Source organism: Candidatus Berkiella aquae (assembly GCF_001431295.2).
Classification (GTDB): domain Bacteria; phylum Pseudomonadota; class Gammaproteobacteria; order Berkiellales; family Berkiellaceae; genus Berkiella; species Berkiella aquae.
The window spans coordinates 336,465-358,075 of record NZ_LKAJ02000001.1 but is presented as its reverse complement, the minus strand read 5'-3'; the positions used below and the strand labels follow the sequence as shown (position 1 = coordinate 358,075).

19 protein-coding genes are annotated in these 21,611 nt (G+C 39.8%); 5 read left to right on the top strand and 14 right to left on the bottom strand.

The annotated features are described in order from the left end of the window. Positions 1-5: 5 nt before the first annotated feature. From HT99x_RS01700 to HT99x_RS01665, 8 genes are all read right to left on the bottom strand, one after another. Positions 6-1,289: an O-antigen ligase family protein gene (locus HT99x_RS01700; RefSeq protein ID WP_083483010.1), complete on the bottom strand. Its 1,284-nt coding sequence runs from the start codon at positions 1,287-1,289 to the stop codon at positions 6-8. Beyond that, positions 1,220-2,299: a lipopolysaccharide heptosyltransferase I gene (gene waaC / locus HT99x_RS01695; RefSeq protein WP_075066459.1), complete on the bottom strand. Its 1,080-nt coding sequence runs from the start codon at positions 2,297-2,299 to the stop codon at positions 1,220-1,222. The genes HT99x_RS01700 and waaC overlap by 70 nt, the downstream gene beginning before the upstream one ends. Further along, the gene (gene waaF, locus HT99x_RS01690; protein ID WP_445971441.1) at positions 2,296-3,330 is read right to left on the bottom strand and encodes a lipopolysaccharide heptosyltransferase II; all 1,035 of its coding nucleotides are present in this window, start codon (positions 3,328-3,330) and stop codon (positions 2,296-2,298) included. The genes waaC and waaF overlap by 4 nt, the downstream gene beginning before the upstream one ends. Positions 3,331-3,472: 142 nt before the next feature. Then, a complete protein-coding gene (locus HT99x_RS01685; RefSeq protein ID WP_075066460.1) occupies positions 3,473-3,682 on the bottom strand; it encodes a zinc-finger domain-containing protein in 210 nt (69 codons plus the stop codon). A 62-nt stretch (positions 3,683-3,744) separates the two neighbouring features. After that, positions 3,745-4,668 (bottom strand): branched-chain amino acid transaminase, encoded by a 924-nt coding sequence (locus HT99x_RS01680; protein ID WP_075066461.1) that lies wholly within the window; start codon positions 4,666-4,668, stop codon positions 3,745-3,747. Positions 4,669-4,746: 78 nt separating this feature from the next. Further along, positions 4,747-7,635 carry a bifunctional [glutamate--ammonia ligase]-adenylyl-L-tyrosine phosphorylase/[glutamate--ammonia-ligase] adenylyltransferase gene (gene glnE, locus HT99x_RS01675; RefSeq protein WP_075066462.1) on the bottom strand — a complete coding sequence of 963 codons (2,889 nt, stop codon included), beginning with the start codon at positions 7,633-7,635 and terminating at the stop codon, positions 4,747-4,749. Between the two features lie 6 nt (positions 7,636-7,641). After that, the gene (locus HT99x_RS01670) at positions 7,642-8,091 is read right to left on the bottom strand and encodes an NfeD family protein (protein WP_075066463.1); all 450 of its coding nucleotides are present in this window, start codon (positions 8,089-8,091) and stop codon (positions 7,642-7,644) included. Between the two features lie 3 nt (positions 8,092-8,094). Further along, a complete protein-coding gene (locus HT99x_RS01665) occupies positions 8,095-9,018 on the bottom strand; it encodes an SPFH domain-containing protein (protein ID WP_075066464.1) in 924 nt (307 codons plus the stop codon). Between the two features lie 149 nt (positions 9,019-9,167). Between HT99x_RS01665 and HT99x_RS01660 the strand changes: the two genes are divergently transcribed. Next, positions 9,168-10,322 (top strand): PilT/PilU family type 4a pilus ATPase, encoded by a 1,155-nt coding sequence (locus HT99x_RS01660; RefSeq protein WP_102134651.1) that lies wholly within the window; start codon positions 9,168-9,170, stop codon positions 10,320-10,322. Between the two features lie 20 nt (positions 10,323-10,342). Here the strand turns inward: HT99x_RS01660 and speD are convergent, their stop codons facing one another. Next, positions 10,343-11,140, bottom strand: coding sequence for an adenosylmethionine decarboxylase (gene speD, locus HT99x_RS01655; protein WP_075066465.1), 798 nt, complete (start codon positions 11,138-11,140; stop codon positions 10,343-10,345). A gap of 234 nt (positions 11,141-11,374) precedes the next feature. On the opposite strand from speD, the gene HT99x_RS01650 reads away from it, so the two are divergent. Together HT99x_RS01650 and HT99x_RS01645 are read left to right on the top strand one after the other, a co-directional pair. After that, positions 11,375-12,562 (top strand): trypsin-like peptidase domain-containing protein, encoded by a 1,188-nt coding sequence (locus HT99x_RS01650; protein ID WP_075066466.1) that lies wholly within the window; start codon positions 11,375-11,377, stop codon positions 12,560-12,562. 73 nt (positions 12,563-12,635) lie between these two features. Beyond that, complete coding sequence (locus HT99x_RS01645; RefSeq protein ID WP_075066467.1) at positions 12,636-13,127, top strand: hypothetical protein; 492 nt, start codon at positions 12,636-12,638, stop codon at positions 13,125-13,127. A gap of 3 nt (positions 13,128-13,130) precedes the next feature. Here the strand turns inward: HT99x_RS01645 and HT99x_RS01640 are convergent, their stop codons facing one another. From HT99x_RS01640 to HT99x_RS01625, 4 genes are all read right to left on the bottom strand, one after another. Beyond that, complete coding sequence (locus HT99x_RS01640) at positions 13,131-14,291, bottom strand: acyl-CoA dehydrogenase family protein (RefSeq protein WP_075066468.1); 1,161 nt, start codon at positions 14,289-14,291, stop codon at positions 13,131-13,133. A 4-nt stretch (positions 14,292-14,295) separates the two neighbouring features. Further along, entirely contained in the window at positions 14,296-16,488 is a 2,193-nt protein-coding gene (locus HT99x_RS01635; protein WP_075066469.1) for a thiamine pyrophosphate-dependent enzyme, read from the bottom strand. Between the two features lie 239 nt (positions 16,489-16,727). Continuing rightward, positions 16,728-17,405, bottom strand: a complete 678-nt coding sequence (gene rpe, locus HT99x_RS01630) for a ribulose-phosphate 3-epimerase (protein WP_075066471.1) — start codon at positions 17,403-17,405, stop codon at positions 16,728-16,730. 63 nt (positions 17,406-17,468) lie between these two features. After that, on the bottom strand, positions 17,469-18,044 hold the full coding sequence (locus HT99x_RS01625) for an acyloxyacyl hydrolase (RefSeq protein ID WP_075066472.1): 576 nt from the start codon (positions 18,042-18,044) through the stop codon (positions 17,469-17,471). A 231-nt stretch (positions 18,045-18,275) separates the two neighbouring features. Here HT99x_RS01625 and HT99x_RS01620 point away from each other — a divergent pair, with 231 nt between their 5' ends. Together HT99x_RS01620 and HT99x_RS01615 are read left to right on the top strand one after the other, a co-directional pair. After that, positions 18,276-18,842, top strand: coding sequence for a TetR family transcriptional regulator (locus HT99x_RS01620; RefSeq protein WP_075066473.1), 567 nt, complete (start codon positions 18,276-18,278; stop codon positions 18,840-18,842). A gap of 127 nt (positions 18,843-18,969) precedes the next feature. Further along, entirely contained in the window at positions 18,970-20,823 is a 1,854-nt protein-coding gene (locus HT99x_RS01615) for a PfkB family carbohydrate kinase (RefSeq protein ID WP_075066474.1), read from the top strand. On the opposite strand, the gene djlA is transcribed toward HT99x_RS01615, so the two are convergent. Continuing rightward, positions 20,787-21,611 carry a co-chaperone DjlA gene (djlA, locus tag HT99x_RS01610; RefSeq protein ID WP_075066475.1) on the bottom strand — a complete coding sequence of 275 codons (825 nt, stop codon included), beginning with the start codon at positions 21,609-21,611 and terminating at the stop codon, positions 20,787-20,789. The two genes, HT99x_RS01615 and djlA, sit on opposite strands and share 37 nt — an antisense overlap.

The following is a 21,611-nucleotide window of genomic DNA, read 5'->3' as shown; positions in this document are numbered from 1 at the left end:
TCCCGTTAATGTAACAACACCGCTTTTGCTGTTAACTTGCGGCTCGGCAACGGAATAATTGCAAAGCAAATCGCTGTCATGAGGCAGAAAAAGTAACCTTCAGCAAAATCTTTCAACCAAGAATTTAGCATACACCCTAACATAAAGGTTAGCAGAACACCTTGGCAAAACCCCCGAATATCTAAAGGCATTTGTGACGTCAATTGCCATTGTCGATAGAATAATCCTAACAACAGCAACAACCCCACTATTCCGGATTCCACGGCAATGCGTAAATATTCATTGTGAGGATTATCAGTCAATAATGTCGCTTCGCCTTGATGGTATTGAGCATAAGCTGCCCCATAACTACCCGTTCCCCATCCTAGCAAAGGTTCTTGCATGATAAGTGCTGTACTGGTCTTGGCAAATGCTAAACGTGACCCCAAGGAAGACTCTATTAAACGACCGCCTTGGTGATAAAAATCCATATCTTGCACGAGCAAGTTAACTCGTTGTGAGAAGACAGGAGAAGTAAAATAAGTACCTACTAACATGGCGCACGCAACACAGGTGGCGAGCAAAATACCTTTTAAGCGATACCATTGCCACGCTAAAAATAGAAAACTAAATACAATCGTAATATACCCAATCCGTCCCACACTCATGAAAAGTAAATAGTAAATCATGAATCCAACGATAATCAGCAATGACCACCGATATTTTGGCAAATATTTACATTGAAAAGCTAAGAAGAAAGCCGCAATTGCCATAAAGTAACTTGTCTTAATATGACTCTTAAAAACAGCTCCCATAGGGTATTTGGTGCCAATGGGTAAACCGGCATAGACTTTACCAAAAGCAAGCACCATCGTAAAAATCATGGCACAAGCAAATGCCCACAAAGCAAGACGACCTATTTTTTTATCTTGATAAAAATACATTAAAATAGGGATTACCCCTAAACGCAGGCTGTCAATCAAACTACGCCTCATGGTTTCTTCATCGCCCGCAGAATAAAACATACCGCACAGAGCAAGTAGAATAAGTGCATAAATCCACATGACGATGGGATGTGAAGATAAGATGTCTTTCTTTTGTGCGTGATTGGGACCTAATAACCACGCCAGGAAGCAAAGGACAACCAAAATGGTAGTTATTGCGGTAGAGATAGGCACAACAAATGCCAATGCAATTGCACTTGCTTGGCCGAGCTTATCCCACTTTGGATCAGAAAGTTCTAAGAAAGATTTATTGGTTGCCATATTGATGTTTGATAATCGTTCATAAGTTTTTTTAATCCTTGCCATACCGTACTTGGCGTCATGCTCTCAAAACATGGGGGCATCACAGCAAATGATTGTCCTTGTCGGCATTCACGCCCAAAACAAGGAGAACATGCTAAAGTGCTCTTGATGTGATGCTGCCAAGGACCATAGGCCCCTGTAAGCTGTGGTGATGTAGGTCCATATAGCGATACCGTTGGCACAGCCATTGCTGCAGCCATATGACCTAAACCAGTGTCGACAGCAACGACACCTTTTGCTTGACTTAGTAATGTCGTTAATTCCGCTAAGGAATGCTTCGGCAAGACCGTCGGTACTTTACTAACCTGATGCTGCTGGCAATATTGCTGAATCGCCAATGCCCGTGATTTCTCTTGTTCATTGCCCCATGGTAATAACACATGGTAGCCACTTTGTCCGACAATATAAGCCAATTGTTCCCAAAAAGATGGCGGCCAATGCTTAGTTGACCATGTCGTACCATGTAAAAAGAAAATCGTATCATCACCATATGACAACGTCGGTAACCGCGTCGTATCCACACCATACTGCGGTGGTGTTTGGGGAACGGCATATTGAAGTGCGCCAGCAAACAGTTGCCGCACTCTTTCTACCGCATGTTGTTGCCAAGGAACTTCAACACGTTGTTCATAAAATAAGCTTGCCCATTTTTCACGAGCACTGCCATAGTGCAAACCAACGCGTTTGCCTTTTGCTAAACAGGCTATCATGGCACTTTTGATCAATCCTTGTGCATCAATGATCAAATCATAGTGTGTTTCTCGCAGTGTTTTAATAAATGCTGAGCATTCACCTTGCTGATAAGCCTGCCAAAGAGAGCGCCGCCAACGACGTAGTGGTGCCTTGATCACTTGATTAACCGCTGGATGCCATAAAGGAATTTCGGCAAATCCTGGCTCTACAACCCAATCAAATTCAATATTAGGAAAAACAGCTTTTGCATCCGTAATGGCAGGAAGTGTATGAATCACATCGCCCATAGAAGACATTTTGATGATTAAAATCTTTTTCATATACCCTTCATCTGCTGTGGGTATACATTGAGCAAATCTGCTGCGGCTTGCAACACTTTTGCAACCGATAATTGTTGCATGCATTGATGATGCATCAAGGGACAAGTTCGTTTAAAACAGGGACTACATGCAACAGATTCTTTTAAAATTTTCACCTTATCATTTAAAGGTGGCGTGAAACCTGGATCGGTTGAACCATAAAGTGCCACTAACGGAATATTTAATGCTGCGGCAATATGCATTAAACCAGAATCATTGGTAACGACCAAGGTTGCCAGTGACATTAAATCAATAGCATCCCCTAGCGATGTGCGGCCGGTAAGATCGACAACTTCCGGTGCTGTACTTTGTATTAATTTTGCGACTTCTGTATCTTTCGCAGAGCCAAAAATCCACACTTGCCAATTTTGTGCTACATAATGGTTCGCCAATTGCGCATAATAATTTTCTGGCCAACGCTTGGATGGACCAAATTCTGCACCAGGACAAATGACTAAAATAGGTTTGTTCAATGCTAATTGATACTGCTTTAATGCGACTTGCGTATTATTTTCACAAGCTTTTAATGCTGGCTTTAATAAAGGAGAAGGCAAGGGTTGTGTTTTATCATAGCCAAGCGCTAAATAACGCTCGACCATCAATGGCCAACGTTTTTTATCTAAAATACGGACTTCATTGAGCAGACCATAACGCCATTCGCCGCGCCAACCTATCCGCTTTGGAATTCTTGCCAAGAAAGGAATGAGGGCCGATTTCCAAGAATTAGGGCAAACATAACAGCGCTGATAATGATTCTCTTTTATTTTTTTAGCTAACTGCCTTCTTTGCTGCAAGCCAAATTCACCATGTTTTAAGGTCATTGAAATGCTAGCAGAAACTTCCGGCATACGTGCCGTTAATGGCGCACTCCACTGTGGTGCCAGAACATCAATCGCCGTCTGAGGGTAATGAAGCTTAATGGCTTTAAACAGCGCCTGAGCCATTACCATATCGCCCACCCAAGATGGACCAATTATTAATGTTTTATCAATCAAAGCGACCTCTGTAACCGCTGGTCCAATAGACACCTTAAGCGTAGGTTTATTGAGTGAAAACCTACCAGATTTTGTTCCAAATTTGGAGTGAAATAAGCATCTAAAGAACACATTTGTGCTCTTTGCTTAAGTAAAATGCTTAAGTCGTCGATTTAAAGTCTGTTAATTCGAATCCAGCCCCACAATACGGACAACTGGCTTTACCTGTTTTCTCAATGGGTAAATAGACTTTTGGATGTGAATTCCATAATACCATATCTGGCATTGGGCAAGATAACGGCAAATCTGACTTACTAACTTTATATAATTTTGAGGCACTTGCTGTCAATTTTTTATCGTTCGGATTCATAACGACCCTTTTAACGAAATCCTAAAGCCTCCCAGTATACCATAAGGTTTTGAAGGGACCCTTTAGGATCCGTTAACATAAGTAAGCCATTCTGGATGACTAACTTTGGTTCCGTATACTTGTTCAAAGTAAAGTGTTTGTAATTTTTCAGTTAATGGTCCGCGCAAACCATTGCCAATTTTGCGCCCATCGACTTCACGAATAGGGGTTATTTCAGCAGCAGTACCGGTAAAAAAGCATTCATCAGCAACATAGACTTCATCTCGGGTAATCGAGCGCTCTTCTACCTTAATCCCTAAATCTTGAGCGAATGTAATAATGGATGAGCGCGTAATGCCTTCTAAACAAGAAGTTAATTGAGGTGTATAAAGCGCACCATTGCGCACTAAAAAGAAATTTTCCCCACTGCCTTCGGCAACATATCCTTCAGGATCCAAAAGCAACGCCTCATCACAACCGCTTGCAAGCGCTTCTGATAATGCCAACATGGAATTAACATAATTTCCAGTTGCTTTTGCTTTGCACATCATAATATTGACATGATGTCGCGTATAAGAAGAGGTGCGCACTTTAATGCCTTTTTCTAAGGCTTCTTTTCCTAAATAAGCACCCCATTCCCATGCTGCAATTGCAACATGTGCTTTTAAATTGTCTGCACGCAATCCCATCCCTTCACTACCATAAAAACAAATCGGTCGAATATAACCGGAAGATAAATTATTTTTAGTTATCACATCACATTGCGCTTGATTTAACGTTTCTTTATCAAAAGGCATTGTCATGTTCATGATATGTGCAGAACGAAAAAAACGATCGGTATGCTCTTGCAAACGAAATATGGCGGGTCCATTAGGAGTAGGATAAGCACGCAATCCTTCGAAAATCCCCATACCATAATGTAAGCTGTGGGTTAAGACATGCACATTCGCATCCTGCCAGGGAACCCATTGGCCATCAAACCAAATAAATCCATCTTTTTGAGTCATCAATTTTTCCCTCTCTATGTGTCTCAAAGTATAACGCTTTATCTTCAAAACACAATCATTGTGAGCTTGCTCACAAAATTATCTTGCAACAGGAAAAATTTCTTGCCACATTTTTTCGACAATCGCTCGTTCTACATTTAATGTTGGTGTGTGTCCATTCATCTCAACTTTCAAAATCTGACGGCGAAGATGTATTTGAAATTGATTGTAAATAATAATCAATTGATGAGCCTTATTACTGGCAAGTAAATTCATTTTACCTAATTGCTGCAATAGATGGGTGGTACTGCGAGTATTTAATAGTGCAGGATAATCATGAGCATATCGTAATACAAGATATTGAACTATAAATTCAATATCGGCGATTCCTCCAGGCATGGATTTTAAATCAATCTGTTTTAAATGGTTACGATGTTCGTACATTTTATCACGCATTTGTTGAATATCTCTAGCTAAAGTAACATTTAGACGCTCAACACTCAGCACATTGATACGACAGGTAGAAAATTTTTCCTGTAATGACTCTGGCCCGATAATACAGCGAGCCTTTACCAACGCTTGATATTCCCAAGTCCAAGCATGTTGATACAAATAATTTTGATAGGCTTGAACATGACTGACTAAAAGGCCTGCGCTCCCTCCTGGACGCAAACGTACATCCACATCATATAATACACCTGTCGCTGTCGGCACATTGAGCATATGAATGATACGCTGTGCTAAGCGCAAGCTGAATTCTGCCGGTGTTAGCACAACTTTCCCTTGCAATACCTTATTTTTATCATCCGTATCAAAAAGAAAAACCAAATCTAAATCAGATGCATAATTCAACTCTTGAGCACCCAGATTGCCATAAGCGACAATCCCAAAAGGTATTTGCTCCATAATCGATTCTACAGGTTCTTGAATTTGATAGTGCTCAATCATAAAAGCGAGACTTAAATGATAAACTTGTTCCAAAATAACTTCTGTTATGTCACTAAGCGGTTTAGCAACCTCAATTGATTCCTTTGCTAGCAATTCATGGGCCGCCAATGACAGAAAGCATCCTAATTTGAACTGTCGCAAATGTTCCATTTGTGCTTCAAGATCATTAGCTGCTATCCTTTGTAATCGCTCATTTAATATCTGAGTCATATGTGATTTACTGGTCATTTCCTTCCAAGACGGAGGGTTAAGTAGTTCATCGAGTAATACGGGATAAAGACAGATCTGCGTTAATATCCATTCGCTTTTTCCACAAATATTAATAAGATATTTTAACACTTGTGGTTTTTCTATGAGCAATGCTAAATAAGCAGAACGGCGAACAATTGAACGCAGCAATTGCAGCATTCTATTTAATAACAATGAGGCATTTTTCTCTTTAGATAACAACACTAACAATGCAGGCATCACACTATCTAGGCGCAAAGCCGCTTGATTTTTTAATGATTGAATTAAGTGACTGTCTTTAAATAATCGCAATTGATCCCAGATTGACTGCGCATCAACATAGCCAATTTTTTGCAATATTTCTATGGAAGATTCTTTGTCATGCAATTCTGTCCATAACAGTTTATAATGTGCAGGGGAAGATAATGCAGCAATATAAATCTCTGTATTAGGCGTTGCAGAAATACGATTAAATTGCCTTGCAACATTACTCGTATGATGTTTTAAAGTCTTTTTAAAAGATTTTTCGTCAGAAAAACCCATCATATAGGCAAGACGCATTCTATCAATTTTTTCTTTTGGCAACGCATGTGTTTGCGTATCATGCATCATTTGAATACGATGCTCTGCTTGCCGTAAGAAAATGTAAGCATCATGTAACTGCAAGTATTCTTCTTGGCTAATATATTTTGCTTTAGCAATCAATGACAAAACCGTTAATAAATTTTGTTCACGAAATTGCGGCTCTTGTCCTCCTCTAAGCAACTGTATAGCCTGAGCCAAGAATTCAATTTGACGAATACCACCGTTACCCAATTTAAGATCCTTCTCTTTATTGCGTCTTTTAATTTCAGAATTAACCAATTCTTTCATCTCACGCAAAGCAGCAAAAGCGCTATAATCTAGGTAACGACGATAAACAAATGGTTGTAAAAGCGCCACAAAGCGTTCAGCATCTGCTTTTTGCCCAGTAATGACTCTTGATTTAATCAGCGCATATCTTTCCCAATCTCTTCCTTGATATTGATAATAACTTTCAAGTGCAGAATAATTCATTACTAAACTGCCACTTTGCCCATGTGGTCTCAATCGCATATCAACTCGAAAAACAAATCCATCTTTTGTCACTTCGCTCAATACTTTAATCAACTGCTGCCCGAGCTTAGTAAAAAACTGTTCATTGGTTATCGCGCGCTCTTTCCCAACCGTCGCGCCTGAATGAGGATAAGTAAATATTAAATCGATATCGGATGAAAAATTAAGTTCCTTACCGCCCAACTTGCCTAAAGCAATAACAATAAAAGGCTGCTCTTGTCCTTTTTCATTTTGTGGCCTGCCCCATTCTTCGCTTAACCATTGATATAGTTTGATAACGGCAATTTGAATGACAGAATCTGCCAATGCCGTCAATGCCTGTACATGCTGTATAAAACTATCTAATTGCAACAAGTCTCGCCATAATATCCTCACCATATGATATTGACGATAATACCGTAGGGCATCCATTAAGGTATTGATGTCGTTAATATCATTCGCAAAATCTTGCCAATTATCCATCGTAGGATATAACAGTGTTTGATAAATTCTTTCTGGGTAGTCAACAAATTTAATAAAGATGGATGCTGCATAATCGCTAAAAGCAAGTAATCGCCATAGTGCTTGCAAAAACTTAATTTCTTTTGGAAGAATATAGTGTTGTTCTAAGGTTGCACGATAATATCTTTGCCAGTTTTGCTGGCAAACCTCATGCAACTCACTAGGCAATTCATGCAAAAATGCTGAAAAAGATGTTTGCCAATCGTTGGCTTGCATAATAAATTATATTTTTTCAACTTTTAAAATGACGCCCTCAACATCAACTACTTTTACTTTTGTTCCGATCTCCATATCATTACCTTCTACCACCCATTGGGAATCATCTACTCTTACTTTACCTCGCCCATTAACAATGGGAGTATCTAAGGTAAAAATGCGTCCAATATATTGTCGTGAACGACGATTCAATTGAGGCTGATCGCTTGGTTTACGTGTTCTTTTTAATACTTGGCGCCAACCAATAAAACTTGCTAAAACCCCAATCCCAAAGATAAGAAATTGTAGCTCCCAACTCAATTTGGGAATTAGCAGCATCAAAATACCAACGAATGCAGCAGCGAAACCGCACCAAACAAATAGAAAATTTGCACCTAAGATCACATCAACAATGCCTAAAATTAAAGCTAATCCAAGCCAATGCCAAAACACAAGATGTGTCAGGAGATCTTTCATTGTTTATTCCTTTGTTTTTTCCTTTAGCGCTTGTTTCGCTATCTCACTAATACCTGCAACCGCACCAATCACATTACCCGCCTCAAGCGGCATTAAAATAAGTTTTTGATTCTCAGCACTTGCTATTTTGCCTAATGCATCCACATAACGTTGTGCCACAAAATAGTTAATTGCATTAATATCGCCAGCAGCAATTGCTCTGGATACAACATCGGTTGCTTGTGCTTCAGCTTGCGCCAAACGCTCCCTTGCTTCAGCATCACGAAAAGCTGCTTCTTTGCGCCCTTCTGCATCTAAAACAACCGCTTGTTTTTCACCTTCAGCTTTTAAAATGGCCGATGCTCGATGACCTTCCGCCTCTAAGATACGCGCTCGTTTTTCACGTTCAGCTTTCATTTGTGATGCCATTGCCGTCACCAAATCTTTAGGGGGACTAATGTCTTTAATTTCAACACGAGTCACTTTAACACCCCAGGGTGTCGTTGCTTCATCAACAACCGCTAATAATTTGATATTGATATGATCACGATTCGAAAGTGCTTCGTCAAGTTGCATTGAACCTAAAACCGTACGAATATTAGTCATGGTTAAATTACGAATTGCACGGTCAAGCTCACTAACTTCATAGGCAGCTTTTGCCGCATCAACAATCTGATAAAAACAAATACCATCGACTTTTACCATCGCATTATCTTTGGTAATCACTTCTTGTGAAGGAATATCAAGCACCTGTTCCATCATATTGAGTTTTGTGCCAATCTTGTCAATAAATGGCACAATTAATGTCAGTCCAGGATGCAACGTTTGCACATAACGTCCGAAACGTTCAACCGTCCATTCAAATCCTTGTGGTACTTGCTTAACCGCCATCGCAATCGCAACAACCGCAAATAAAACTAATAAAAAGACCACACTACCAAGATCCATGCTACGCCTCCCAGTCGTTGCTAATAAAACCACTTAAATAAACTTCAGCCTTGCTCATGTCCAATGATTATTAGCTATATTTTAAAGAATAGAGTTATTAGATGAATTATAGCAATTACTCAGAAATTCCCGCTGTCTTAAGGATATTCATTGTGCTGAAAGGTTTTCTGGAACAATTGAAGAAAATGGAAGGCTCAGATCTGTATCTAAGCACAGGGGCATTCCCTTCAATTAAAGTCAACGGTAAATTACAACCGATCAGCAATATTTCTCTAAAAAAAGGTGAAGTAAAAGCACTTGCCTATGAAATTATGGGCAAAGAAAAGATAGCTGAATTTGAAAAAGCGTTTGAAATGAATATGGCTATCGGCTTGGAAGACATTGGTCGTTTTCGAGTGAATATCTTTATTCAACGCAATGAAGTTTCAATGGTTATTCGTCGCATCCATACAGAAATTCCTTCTCTTGAATCGCTTGGATTACCCTCTATCTTGACTGAAATCATCATGGAAAAAAGTGGTTTGGTCTTGTTTGTTGGCCCAACTGGGTGTGGTAAATCAACGTCTTTAGCTTCTTTAATTGATTATCGCAATTGTGCAACCGCTGGACATATCATTTTGATTGAAGATCCGATTGAATATATGCATTCACATAAAAAATCTATTGTAAATCAACGTGAAGTCGGCTTAGATACCATGAGTTATCAAGAAGCTTTAAAAAACACCTTACGACAAGCGCCTGATGTCATTCTCATCGGAGAAATCCGTTCTCAGGACACCATGGATCACGCGATTGCTTTTGCCGAAACGGGACATTTATGTTTATCAACGCTGCACGCCAATAATGCTAATCAGGCTTTTGAGCGTATTATTAATTTCTTTCCTGATAGTCGTAAAAATCAGTTATTATTAGATTTATCATTTAATATCAAAGCTATCATCTCTCAACGACTTATTCCTACTCTTGATGGCAAGCGTATCGCTGCCTTTGAAATCCTTCTAGGGACTCCACTCATCCTTTCGCTCATCCATCGAGGTGAAATTGATAGTATTAAAGAAGTCATGGAAAAATCTAATAATTTGGGAATGCAAACTTTCGATCAATCATTAGAACGTCTTTATTTTGACAAGAAAATTAGCTTAGAAGATGCATTAAGAAACGCCGATTCTCGTAACAATTTGCGACTTAAAATTAGCTTGAGCGATAAATCTGTCTCATCACATGAAGACCAAAGCACCCAGGAGCCTAAAGCAACCCACTCCCCCTCTGAAGGAACCAGTGGGTTAAGCCTTTTAGACGATTAGCTTTGAGACAAGTTCTAACCTTATTCAGGCAGATTCGTCAAATTACAGCCGTAAAATATTTCTTGCATTTCACGCTTTAATTGCCCACGGATTTTTTGCGCTTCTTCAGGCTGCAATTGTGTACTATCCATCCCAAATAAATAGTTGTCCAATTCAAACTGCTTTAGCAACATTTTGGTATGGAAAATATTTTCAGGGTACACATTCACATCAATCATTTCATACGCTTTTAACGTATCTTGCGACAAATAATTCTGAATAGAGTGGATACTATGATCGATATAATGTTTCTTGCCATCCACATCGCGTGTAAAGCCACGAACACGATAATCAATGGTAACAATATCCGAATCAAAGCTATGAATGAGAAAATTCAATGCTTTCAAAGGAGAAATCACGCCGCAGGTTGAAACATCAATATCCGCTCGGAAAGTACTAATGCCATTATCAGGATGACTTTCAGGGTAAGTATGGACGGTAATATGGCTTTTATTTAAGTGAGCAACAACACTCTCTGGTAAAGGACCTGGTGATTCTGTTTGCTCTGGCTTTTTCTCAACAGGCTCTTCTGCAACCAGCATGGTCACGCTGGCACCCTGAGGATCATAATCTTGATGGGCAATATTGAGAATTGTCGCACCAATAATGTTTGCAACGTCAGACAATATTTCAGTTAGTCTTTTAGCATTGTAAACACCGTCAATATATTCGATATATTGCTTACGCTGCTCTGGCGTTTTGGCATAGCAAATATCATATATGTTAAAACTCAAATTTTTTGTTAGGTTGTTGAAACCATGGAGCTTCAATTTCTTCAATTCTCTAACCCACCTATTGCCAAACGCAGAACGCGGCCATTATACATATATCAAAGTTAACTGACGAGAGAAAAGCTGCTCTATTTACACATTTTGTTACTTATACAACACACGTTCTGATACCAAGCAAAATGTGGCCTATCACTGGACAAAATCCTCCTCGTTGCACGCGATATACCGCCAAGGCATAATAAGCCGTTTTGTTTTAACAACTTGAATCATGAAGTGTGTCTTATGCCTTTAATTAAATCTCGCTTATTTAAGCAAGCAAAGATGCTTGTTACCTTTTTAGTGATCGCTCTACTCTCACCCGTTGTGTTAGGTAAACTGGATTTTTGGAAAACAAGCCAGGCTAGCCCACAATTTAAAAGCCCAAATGAGTCCATCAGCTATCCTCAATCGCCTACCTCCTACTCTGAGGCTATTAGTCGAGCGTCACCGGCTGTTGTGAGCATCCATTCAACCAAAGCACTCCCTAAAGATGCCAACAATCCGCTACGTGATCCCTTCTTTCGATATTTCTTCGGAGATACACGTAACATGCAAATTCCGCAGGAGATGCAAACGGGTATTGGCTCTGGCGTGATCGTCACTAAAGATGGCTATATCTTAACGAACAATCATGTTATTCAAGATGCAGATGAAATTACCGTCAAAATGTCTGATGGGCGCTCTGCAAAAGCAAAAGCCGTTGGCTCTGATCCTGAAACCGATCTCGCTATTTTGAAGATTGACCAGAAAGATTTACCCATCATTGCAATCGGTAACTCAGAGGCTTTAAAAGTGGGTGATGTCGTTTTTGCCATTGGCAATCCATTTGGTGTTGGCCAAACGGTTACACAAGGTATTATTAGCGCAACGCATCGCACTGATCTTGGCATTAGTACTTTTGAAAATTTTATTCAAACAGACGCAGCGATTAATCCTGGCAATTCCGGTGGCGCTTTAATTGATGCCAACGGTAACTTAATTGGCATTAACAATGCCATTTATACCCGAACTGGGGGATATCAAGGCATTGGATTTGCCATTCCCATTAGTCTTGCTAAAGATGTAATGAGCGAACTCATTAATCAAGGTCATGTGACGCGGGGTTGGTTGGGTATTAGTTTAGGCAAGCTAACCGATGATATTCGTAAATCTATCAACTATCCCACAGGTGAAGGTGCGGTGATCGCAGGTATCATTCGTGGGGGCCCCGCTTTTACAGCAGGACTTCGTCCAGGTGATGTGATTATCAGTATCGATGGCAAAGAAACGAGCACTCCCTCAGAAGCATTAAGCATTACTTCAAAACTAAAACCTGATACGGCTTATCCTATTGCGATAGTTCGTAATGGAGAAACGCTAGATTTTCGTGTTGTGGTTACTAAACGTCCTGTCAAAGCAAAAATAGAACAAAACCCAACAGAACAACAATAAACGGACATTCCTCTTTTCAGAAGAAAAGGGGAATTCCTCTCCTCATAATAATAATGTTAAAACGGAGTTTGACATGCACGAAGGCCCTAAAAAAGAAAAAAAGGCTGAAAAAAAAGCAAAAGAGCTTAAACAAAAGCGTCTCATGGAAACCAAAATAACCCCAAGTGATATTGTCCCTAAACTCACCTTTGCCGAACGCATTATTAGCGAAATGCATCAAGATACATTGCCCTCACCGACAACTCCTAAAGTTGTACCTCAGATACCATTTACCCTCTCTTCTGCACCAACCATTATCATTCCTCAAATCGGATGGTTTGCAAAATTATGGAGTTGGGTTCGTGGGTATTTTCTGCGACCGATTTTCTCAAGACAACAACAAATCAATGCAACCTATACACAGCAATTGACACGTACTTTAAATGCAATTCATCGTAACAGCGCCAATGATAAAACGCATCCGCAAAAAACCTTACGATTTTCAGGACAAGCAGATGTAACAGGCCAAGAACCTAGCAGCGAGTTTGAAAATACCGAACATAAAATCAAACCTACTATTCATTGATAATTAACTAAAGGCATCTAAGCCGGTAATATGCTTCCCTACAATTAAGTGATGCATATTATCGGTCCCTTCATAAGTAAAAACGGATTCCAAATTTGCCATATGACGAATGATATGATATTCCAAGCTAATTCCATTGGCACCTAAAATATTTCTCGCTTTTCGGGCAATATGAAGCGCTTCTTTACATGCATTCATTTTCGCCAACGACACCATCACGTAATTACTGCGTTCTTGTTCATGCAAACGTCCAAGTTGTAAATTTAATGCTTGAGCTTTGACAATCTCAGTAAACATGTCAACCAGATCTGTCTGAATCAGCTGAAAGGCACCTATCGCTTTGCCAAATTGTGTACGTTCTTTTGCATAATTAAGCGCTATATCATAGCATGCCATTGCAGCGCCCATTGCTCCCCACGCAATACCATATCGCGCTTTGGTTAAACAACCTAAGGCACATGCTAAACCCTTTTCAGTACCCGGCAGATAATTCTCATCTGGTACAAAACAATCCTCTAAGACAATTTCACCGGTTATTGAAGCTCGTAATGATAATTTGTGATGGATCTCATTCGTACTGAAGCCTGGAAAATCTCTTTCAACAATAAAACCTTTAACATTGCCTTGCTCATCTTTTGCCCACACAATGGCTAAATCCGCAATCGTTGCATTGGTAATCCACATCTTAGCTCCCGTTAAGCGCCACCCCCCATTGGCCTTTTTAGCTCGAGTTTTCATACTGGCTGGATCAGAACCTGAATCTGGCTCTGTTAAACCAAAACATCCTATCAATTCGCCTTGTGCCATCTGTGGTAAAAAACGCATTTTCTGTTGTTGGGTACCATAAGCAAATATAGGGTACATACATAACGAGCTTTGTACAGAAACAAAACTACGCAATCCACTATCACCACGTTCAAGCTCTTGACAAGCTAATCCATAAGCAACAGAAGAAGCATTTGCCCCACCATAACTCTCTGGCAACGTCATGCCAAATAAGCCTAAATTAGCCATTTTTTGTATGAGTTCTCTGGGGAAATGAGCCTTCTCGTAACAATCAGCAATAATTGGCATGATCTCACTATCAATAAAACGTCGCACTGAGTCACGAACTAGTTTTTCTTCATCTGATAAATAATCATCTAAACAAAATAAATCTTCCATGAATTCAAAAACTCCGTTTCATTGAATCGAGTTGCAAAACAGTTTCTACAATATCTTGGCAATTAGGCAATATCGTTTGCCACGCATTACCGATCGGAATAAAGGTATCTTGAGCACAAATTCGTTTAATCGCAGGTAATGGCGATATATTTTCTACTATCCACGTCACTAATTGTTCACTGAGCGACCCCGTTTGCCGACACTCATCAACAATAATGATTTCTTCGATTTCGCTGAGAGCAGTTTGTAGTGCGGCGACAGGTAAGGGTGCTAGCCAGCGACAATCAATTAGTTTGATCGTCATTTGATAATTTCTTTCAAGAATATGTGCCGCTTGTCTCGCTAACAGCATGCCATTTCCATAGCTAATAATAGCTCTCTTACTTTTAATGTCACCTTCAAGACCGATTTCGCCGAAGAAAATTTCTTCTTGTTTGGGGTAATGACAAAGTGCTAAATTATCACCTTTAGCATGATAATCTTTTAACATATACAATGCGATTGGCTCAAGGAATACAACAACGCGTTGTTCAGCCTGTGCAAGTTTCACACATTGTTTTAACATTAATGCGGCATCCTTTGCCGTTGAAGGGCAAGCGATAATAAGCCCTGGGATCTCGCGCAAAAAACCAATCGCATTATCATTATGAAAATGTCCACCAAAACCTTTTTGATAAGCAAGTCCTGCAATGCGAATCACCATCGGATTGGTATATTGGCCATTTGAAAAGAAAGAGAGCGTCGCAGCTTCACCCCGGATCTGATCAGCAGCATTATGGGTATAAGCTAAGAACTGAATTTCAGGAATAGGGATAAAACCATTATGTGCTAATCCAATCGCACAACCTAAAATCGTTTGTTCATCAAGTAATGTATCAAAGACACGTATTTTGCCAAAACGAGCTTGTAAATCGGCTGTGACATGATATACACCTCCTTTTTTAGCAACATCCTCACCAAAGACTAATGTTTGTGGATACTGTAATAAGATTTCTGCCAAAGCCGCATTGATGGCTTGTGCCATATTTAATAAGCTTGTCGGCGGTATATAATCTTTGGATAAAAATTCATTCATGTTTTGTTTGGGGGGGACAATTGAAGCCATGACGGCTTCTTTGCTGGCTAATTTTGGTCGCTTTAGCGCGAGGTTTGCGCGCTCTGCTAGTGCTTTACGCACATTTTCATAAGCCTCAATTACCTCAAGCGGTGTTAACCATTGATTTTCAATAATCACTCTCGCAGTATGTAGTAAAGGATCATCACTTTCTGCTTTCTCAATTTCAACCAAAGTATGATACTGAAACTCAATATCAGAGCCTGCATGTCCCAACAATCGTACTGTCTTAAAGTGTAAAAACACGACTTGACCTTTTTTACGCGCTAAAACCTCTGCTTGTTTCGCGGCCAAATAAACATCTGCAATATTTCGCCCATCACAAGCAATATAATGAATGTCTTGATGACTTACTTTATCTTGAATCCATTGCGCTGGTGTAGGCACAGAAATACCAATGCCGTTATCTTCACAAATCCACAGCAATGAAAGCGGCAACTGTGCTTGTTGTATCCACGTTGCGGCATTTAACGCGCCTTGAGCTGTTGAATGATTGAAAGAAGCATCTCCAAAACTACAAAGCACCACACTATCATTTGGCAATGTAGATTGCGTTTCATCTCGTTTTAATGCCTTAGCGAGTGTTATCGATAACGCACAACCTAAAGCTTTAGGTAAGTGCGAAGCAATCGTGCTAGTTTGTGGTGGAATATATAATGGCACACTACCCAATACTTTGTGACGCCCGCCACTAATAGGATCTTCACTTGAAGCCACCAGTGATAATACTTGATCATACATCATATCGATTTGCGGTTCATATTTCGCACGTTGTATGACAAAAGCACCACTACGATAATGCAAGAAGCTAATGTCTGTTTTACGAAAGGCTTTTGCTATTGCTGCATTCCCTTCATGCCCTGCACTACCGATGGTATAAAAGCCTTGTTGCTGTTCACGCAATATTCTCGCGAGAAGATCAAGATGACGACTAACAAGCTGTGAATCAAATAACTCAAAGTAGGTATTTTTATCTAGCCCTGCTTGCTCTGGTGTCGTTTGACTATGGGGAATAGGAAAATCGTTAGCTAATACGCGTCGTTTAAAATTTTCATCGACTATCTTCGACCGATTCAGCTCCATTGGTATCCTTACCATGTAGGATAAAAATCCCCCGCTCGCTGTAATGCTTTGCGCCTACGCTTATGGCGCTACATTCTGCGAGCTGCCCCCTTTTATTCAAAGGGGGCAATTTTTTAAGCATTATTTTTTTAACATCTAAACCAAATTTAAATACTTCCACGAATTTTAATACAAATCCGCTTAGTACACGCCCCCTTTGAATAAAAGGGGGCGGCGAGCAAAAAGCGAGCGGGGGATTTTTATCCTGAAACCGCCTTCTCAATTTCTAAACGCATTGCCTTAATCGTATCGGCATAATTTTTACTTTGAAAAATCGCAGATCCCGCAACGAAAGTATCGGCTCCAGCTTTTGCGATTTCACCAATATTATCGACTTTGATACCGCCATCTACTTCTAAGCGAATAGGAAAACCTGATTCATCAATGATTTTTCGTGCTTCACGAATTTTTGCTATAGCACTTGGAATAAATTGTTGTCCACCAAATCCAGGATTCACTGACATAAGCAGAATCATATCAATCTTATCTAAGACATGTTGTAAAATGGTCAGCGGTGTTGCGGGATTAAACACAAGCCCTGCTTTGACACCACTTTCTTTAATTAATTGCAAACTACGATCAACATGTGAACTTGCTTCGGGATGAAACGTAATAAAGGTAGCGCCCGCTTTAGCAAATTGTGTAATTAATGCATCAACGGGACTCACCATTAAATGCACATCAATTGGCGCAGTCACCCCATATTTTCGTAATGCTTCGCAAACCATTGGGCCAATCGTCAAATTAGGCACATAATGATTGTCCATCACATCAAAGTGAATAATGTCGGCATCCGCTTTTAAGACAGCGTCAACTTCTTCCCCTAAACGGGCAAAATCAGCGGAAAGTATGGAAGGTGCAATAGCATATTTTTGCATGAAACAACTCGTGATAATTGATAAGTAGCGAAACTTTACCTGAGTCGTTTTTAAGGCGCAAGCTCACTTATTCGGCAACCAGACGCCAAAGCTTGCCATGGCTAAGTTTACACCGCTATTGGGCCTCTTAATTGATGCATTTGAGTAATGATACGCACGAATCGCCATATCATATTGTTGCTTCTTACCAAAGCGCATCCCCAGGCCAAATTTATCTTCAAACTGAAAATGTAACGACAAAACGCGGCCTTGGATCTCGGTTTCAGACAACCATGATAGTCCCACGCCCAACTCAGTGTAAGGTATCACCTGCATCCCCGTGAGTGGAGAACGTCTTTGCCATCTTAGCATGGGGCCTGTTGTTGTTGCATTTAAGTCAGTTGCTCTTCCTGGAGCTAGTTCTGGTCGCGTAGGACCACTCCAAATCGCAAAACTATTTTCCCAAGCAACATTTAATCCCCATAAATCATCTTCGCGCCACACCGGTCCAAAATCCCATGAAAGCGCTAATCGATATGGCGTGATATCGTGGATACCCTGTCCGCTGCTAAAAGCAATCCCAAGATTTGCCATTGCTGAAAGGCTGACAGTTGAGAGTAAAACTGCCGCCAACATAGTTTTCTTGATAACTAAAACCACCTTGTTCTCTTCCTTAAGATCAAGAGTTATTTGTAGTTTAGACAGAAAAATGCATAATTCCACTTTATCCGAAAAAAATGGAGTTAATGTTTTTTTTCTGATAATTCCAATGAAAATTTTTATAATGAGGCCTATGACAAGCAAGGCAACTTATGTTAATATTCCAGCCTTTCTCGTACAACTAAGTCATTTAATATCGGCTGGAACACAGTGAAGTAAAGGGAGAATACCATGCCAAGAGCAAGAAGAAATGATAAACGGGAACGGTTAATTCAAGCAGCTGATAAGCTAATTTACGAACAAACCTTTCATACCACAACCCTTGCAGACATTGCTAAATTGGCAGATGTTCCGCTAGGAAACGTTTACTACTACTTTAAAACAAAAGAAGCCATCATGGATGCTGTTTTGCAAAAACGCACCAATGAATGGCGCTCATTGTTTCAACAATGGGAACAAATTCCCGATGTTAAACAACGTCTATGTGCATTACTTGACCATAACGCAACTCAATCAGAAACATTGGCGCGTTTTGGCTGCGTGATTGGAAGCCTGTGTCAGGAACTTGGCAAACAAGGCGGCATCTTATCAAATGCAGCTTCCAAACTTATGTCTGATATCTTGAAATGGATAGAATCACAATTTAATGAATTAGGTCAGGGCGAGCGTTCTTATCAGCTTGCTTCCTATTTTCTCTCCGGTATCCAAGGCATGAACCTCTTAACGCTCACTTTCAAAGAGCCACAGTACATGCAAAAACAAAGTCAATCCTTACAAGAATGGTTGGCTACTGTTTAAAATCTCACGCTTTTTTTCCCTCTTTTTTCGCAAAAAGAGGGAAAATCAACAGTCATATTCCCCTTGTCATCTGATTGCTTTCGTCCTTAAATAAGTGAATGGCATTGCCTTTGCGCAGGACAGTTTTATGAAAAAATCAAACAAACTCTTTGATGTTATTGTATTAGGGCCAGCTCATGTTGAATTACGCGGTCAACAACAAGGCAGTGCTCTAAAAAATATGCTTTCTTTTGAAAAATCGTTAGGCAAAGATGCCGCTATGCTCGCGGTTGGACTTTCTCGCTTAGGGGCGAAATCTGCTTTGATTTCTTCCATTGGAAGAGATGCCATGGGACAATTTATTATTGATACACTCAGTGATAATGCCGTTGATATTAGCCAAGTCAATACAACCCACCATCATTTAACAGCGCTGACTATTCAAAATGGTGATCATGGTGCGGGACAAACCATCCATTACAGTCCATATAATAATGAATCAAGTGTGCAATTTAATGAAGATTTTTTATTAAAAAGCTGCTCATTACTTATCTGTAGTCAAATATTAAATGATTCGACTTTCATGTCGAAGGCGCCCGATATAATCAAACGCATTAAAGAACAACAAGTTAAAATTATATTACTACTCGATGATTTATTAGCATTAAAGAATATTAAACTACCTGAAATTACCCCTCTATTAGCAATGACTGATGTTATCATTGGTAGAGAATCTGATTATATTCAAATATTAGATAAAGCTAATATTGATGATGCGATTTCATCCTTGGCACAAATGACTAAAGCCATTTCAGTCATTAAACGTGGTCAACATTGTTATATTCCTTCACTTTGCAATCATCAAGGTTTTAATCTTGAATTTAAAGGCGTTAATATCATCGCGACTGCCATTGGTTTTGCAGCAGCTTGGCTACATGATAAAACCTTAGAACAATGTTGTGAGCATGCAAATGCTGCCGAAACCTTAATTGCACTTAATACGCAAGCTCCTAGCTTAGAGGCACTCTCTTTCTTTTTAGATCACCAAAATCAAGTTGTCGCTCACAGTATTCAATCAGCTTCTTTTGCAAACTTATGTTACAGTTCCGTACAAAAACGTCTAAAAAAACCTCTTTTTCTTGTGAGTCTTGGCGATCATAAATTGTGGCAAAAAATGGCAGAGCCTTATGGTATTAAGGAAGAAACGCTGCAGCTTGCTAAACAATTTGTAGGCGAAGCTATTATGCAAGGATTTTCGCATGAATCAATGGCTGGCCTTATTTTTGAGGATGAGAGTGCATTCAAATGCCAAGATTGGTCAGAAAAAGTATCTTGGCTTGCATGCTCTCTAGAAAAAACTGGCGAAGTACCGCTACAATTTACGTATGATGTTGAATTAACCGGAATATTGTCACAATGGCCAGAACATCATGTTGCAAAAATTTCTGTGACTTATCATCCAGACGATCGTTATAGTTTACGCGGACAACAAGAAGCTTTACTCGCACAGTTACATCATGTCTGTCGGAATACGAAACACGCCTTATTGATCGATCTTGTCATGCCCATGAACAGCTTACTCACGGCAAAAACGCATGCGCATATTTTGCAGCGTTTCTACGAATTAGGGATATATCCTGACTACTGGCAAGTTTCAATGCCACGCGATCAACGAAGTTGGGAAAATATTCATAATGTGATTCAAGACAATGCTCCTTTTTGCCAAGGTATTATTGTCAACGCGGCTTTCGCTTCTCTAGAACAATTGCCTACCTTGATTGACATTTGTGGCAAAGAAAAAATCTGTCAAGGATTAGTCGTTGGACGAGGCTTATTTCAGCATTGTGTTGAGCAATGGTTTGCTAAGAAAATTGACGATCAAATGCTAGTTCATCTCATCAGCGATGCTTTGCGACAAACGGCAAATCTTTGGTATGAGAAATGTCAGAGTGAACTATTAATTGATCATTTAATGCCACGAAGTTGGCAAATATATTCATAAGCTTTTTGTATTTTTTGTACTTTTTCTGTTGCCAATTTAATCATCTCCTCGGGTAAGCCTTTAGCAACGAGCTTATCCGGGTGATGTTGACTCATTAGCTTACGATAGGCTTTTTTGATCTCTTGGTCGGTACTCTTCGCTGTCACACCCAACATCTCATAAGCTAATTGGGACTCACTCTGCGTACTGTGATGTGGTTGATAACGATAAGTTTGTTCTTCACGTTGATGTTCATGTGCTTGTTGCTCAAAGCGTTGCTCTGCATAAAAGCGCATTTCAATTTCAGACAATAGAACTGGTGGCACATGAAGCTTTTCACACAGGCGTTCTAACACAGCGCGTTTAGCTTGATTTCCCATTCCATCGACAAAAGCAGCTTGTAATTGAATTTCAACAAACAGCTGCATGAGTTGTTGATGATGGCCACAATGCTTCAGAAATTCATCAATTTTAGCTTCAGAATCAAAATTATTGGCTTTCCCCATGTTGAAATATTCAATAGCCATCATTTTTTGTTCTGGTGTTAAGTGCAGTTGTGCCATGACATTACGAGCCATTTCAATTTCTCGTTCACTCACACGACCATCGGCTTTAGCAATATACCCCATGATCATAAATGTGGTTTTGAAAAAGATTTTTTTCGCAAGGGAGACATCACCGTTGACTAATCCCTCACGTTGCATTCCTACATCAAAAAAATGTCCTGCTAAAATGCCAATAATACAGCCCCATGGCCCTCCCATCAGACCACCAAGACTCGCACCAATCACTTTGCCCCAAATAAACAT

Excerpts from the sequence above, each read along its gene's own strand:
- HT99x_RS01700 (WP_083483010.1), bottom strand. The coding sequence starts at position 1,289 with ATGGCAAGGATTAAAAAAACTTATGAACGATTATCAAACATCAATATG.
- waaC (WP_075066459.1), bottom strand. The coding sequence starts at position 2,299 with ATGAAAAAGATTTTAATCATCAAAATGTCTTCTATGGGCGATGTGATT.
- HT99x_RS01685 (WP_075066460.1), bottom strand. The coding sequence starts at position 3,682 with ATGAATCCGAACGATAAAAAATTGACAGCAAGTGCCTCAAAATTATAT.
- HT99x_RS01680 (WP_075066461.1), bottom strand. The coding sequence starts at position 4,668 with ATGACTCAAAAAGATGGATTTATTTGGTTTGATGGCCAATGGGTTCCC.
- glnE (WP_075066462.1), bottom strand. The coding sequence starts at position 7,635 with ATGCAAGCCAACGATTGGCAAACATCTTTTTCAGCATTTTTGCATGAA.
- HT99x_RS01670 (WP_075066463.1), bottom strand. The coding sequence starts at position 8,091 with ATGAAAGATCTCCTGACACATCTTGTGTTTTGGCATTGGCTTGGATTA.
- HT99x_RS01665 (WP_075066464.1), bottom strand. The coding sequence starts at position 9,018 with ATGGATCTTGGTAGTGTGGTCTTTTTATTAGTTTTATTTGCGGTTGTT.
- HT99x_RS01650 (WP_075066466.1), top strand. The coding sequence starts at position 11,375 with ATGCCTTTAATTAAATCTCGCTTATTTAAGCAAGCAAAGATGCTTGTT.
- HT99x_RS01645 (WP_075066467.1), top strand. The coding sequence starts at position 12,636 with ATGCACGAAGGCCCTAAAAAAGAAAAAAAGGCTGAAAAAAAAGCAAAA.
- HT99x_RS01640 (WP_075066468.1), bottom strand. The coding sequence starts at position 14,291 with ATGGAAGATTTATTTTGTTTAGATGATTATTTATCAGATGAAGAAAAA.
- HT99x_RS01635 (WP_075066469.1), bottom strand. The coding sequence starts at position 16,488 with ATGGAGCTGAATCGGTCGAAGATAGTCGATGAAAATTTTAAACGACGC.
- rpe (WP_075066471.1), bottom strand. The coding sequence starts at position 17,405 with ATGCAAAAATATGCTATTGCACCTTCCATACTTTCCGCTGATTTTGCC.
- HT99x_RS01620 (WP_075066473.1), top strand. The coding sequence starts at position 18,276 with ATGCCAAGAGCAAGAAGAAATGATAAACGGGAACGGTTAATTCAAGCA.
- HT99x_RS01615 (WP_075066474.1), top strand. The coding sequence starts at position 18,970 with ATGAAAAAATCAAACAAACTCTTTGATGTTATTGTATTAGGGCCAGCT.
- djlA (WP_075066475.1), bottom strand. The coding sequence starts at position 21,611 with ATGTTTATTTGGGGCAAAGTGATTGGTGCGAGTCTTGGTGGTCTGATG.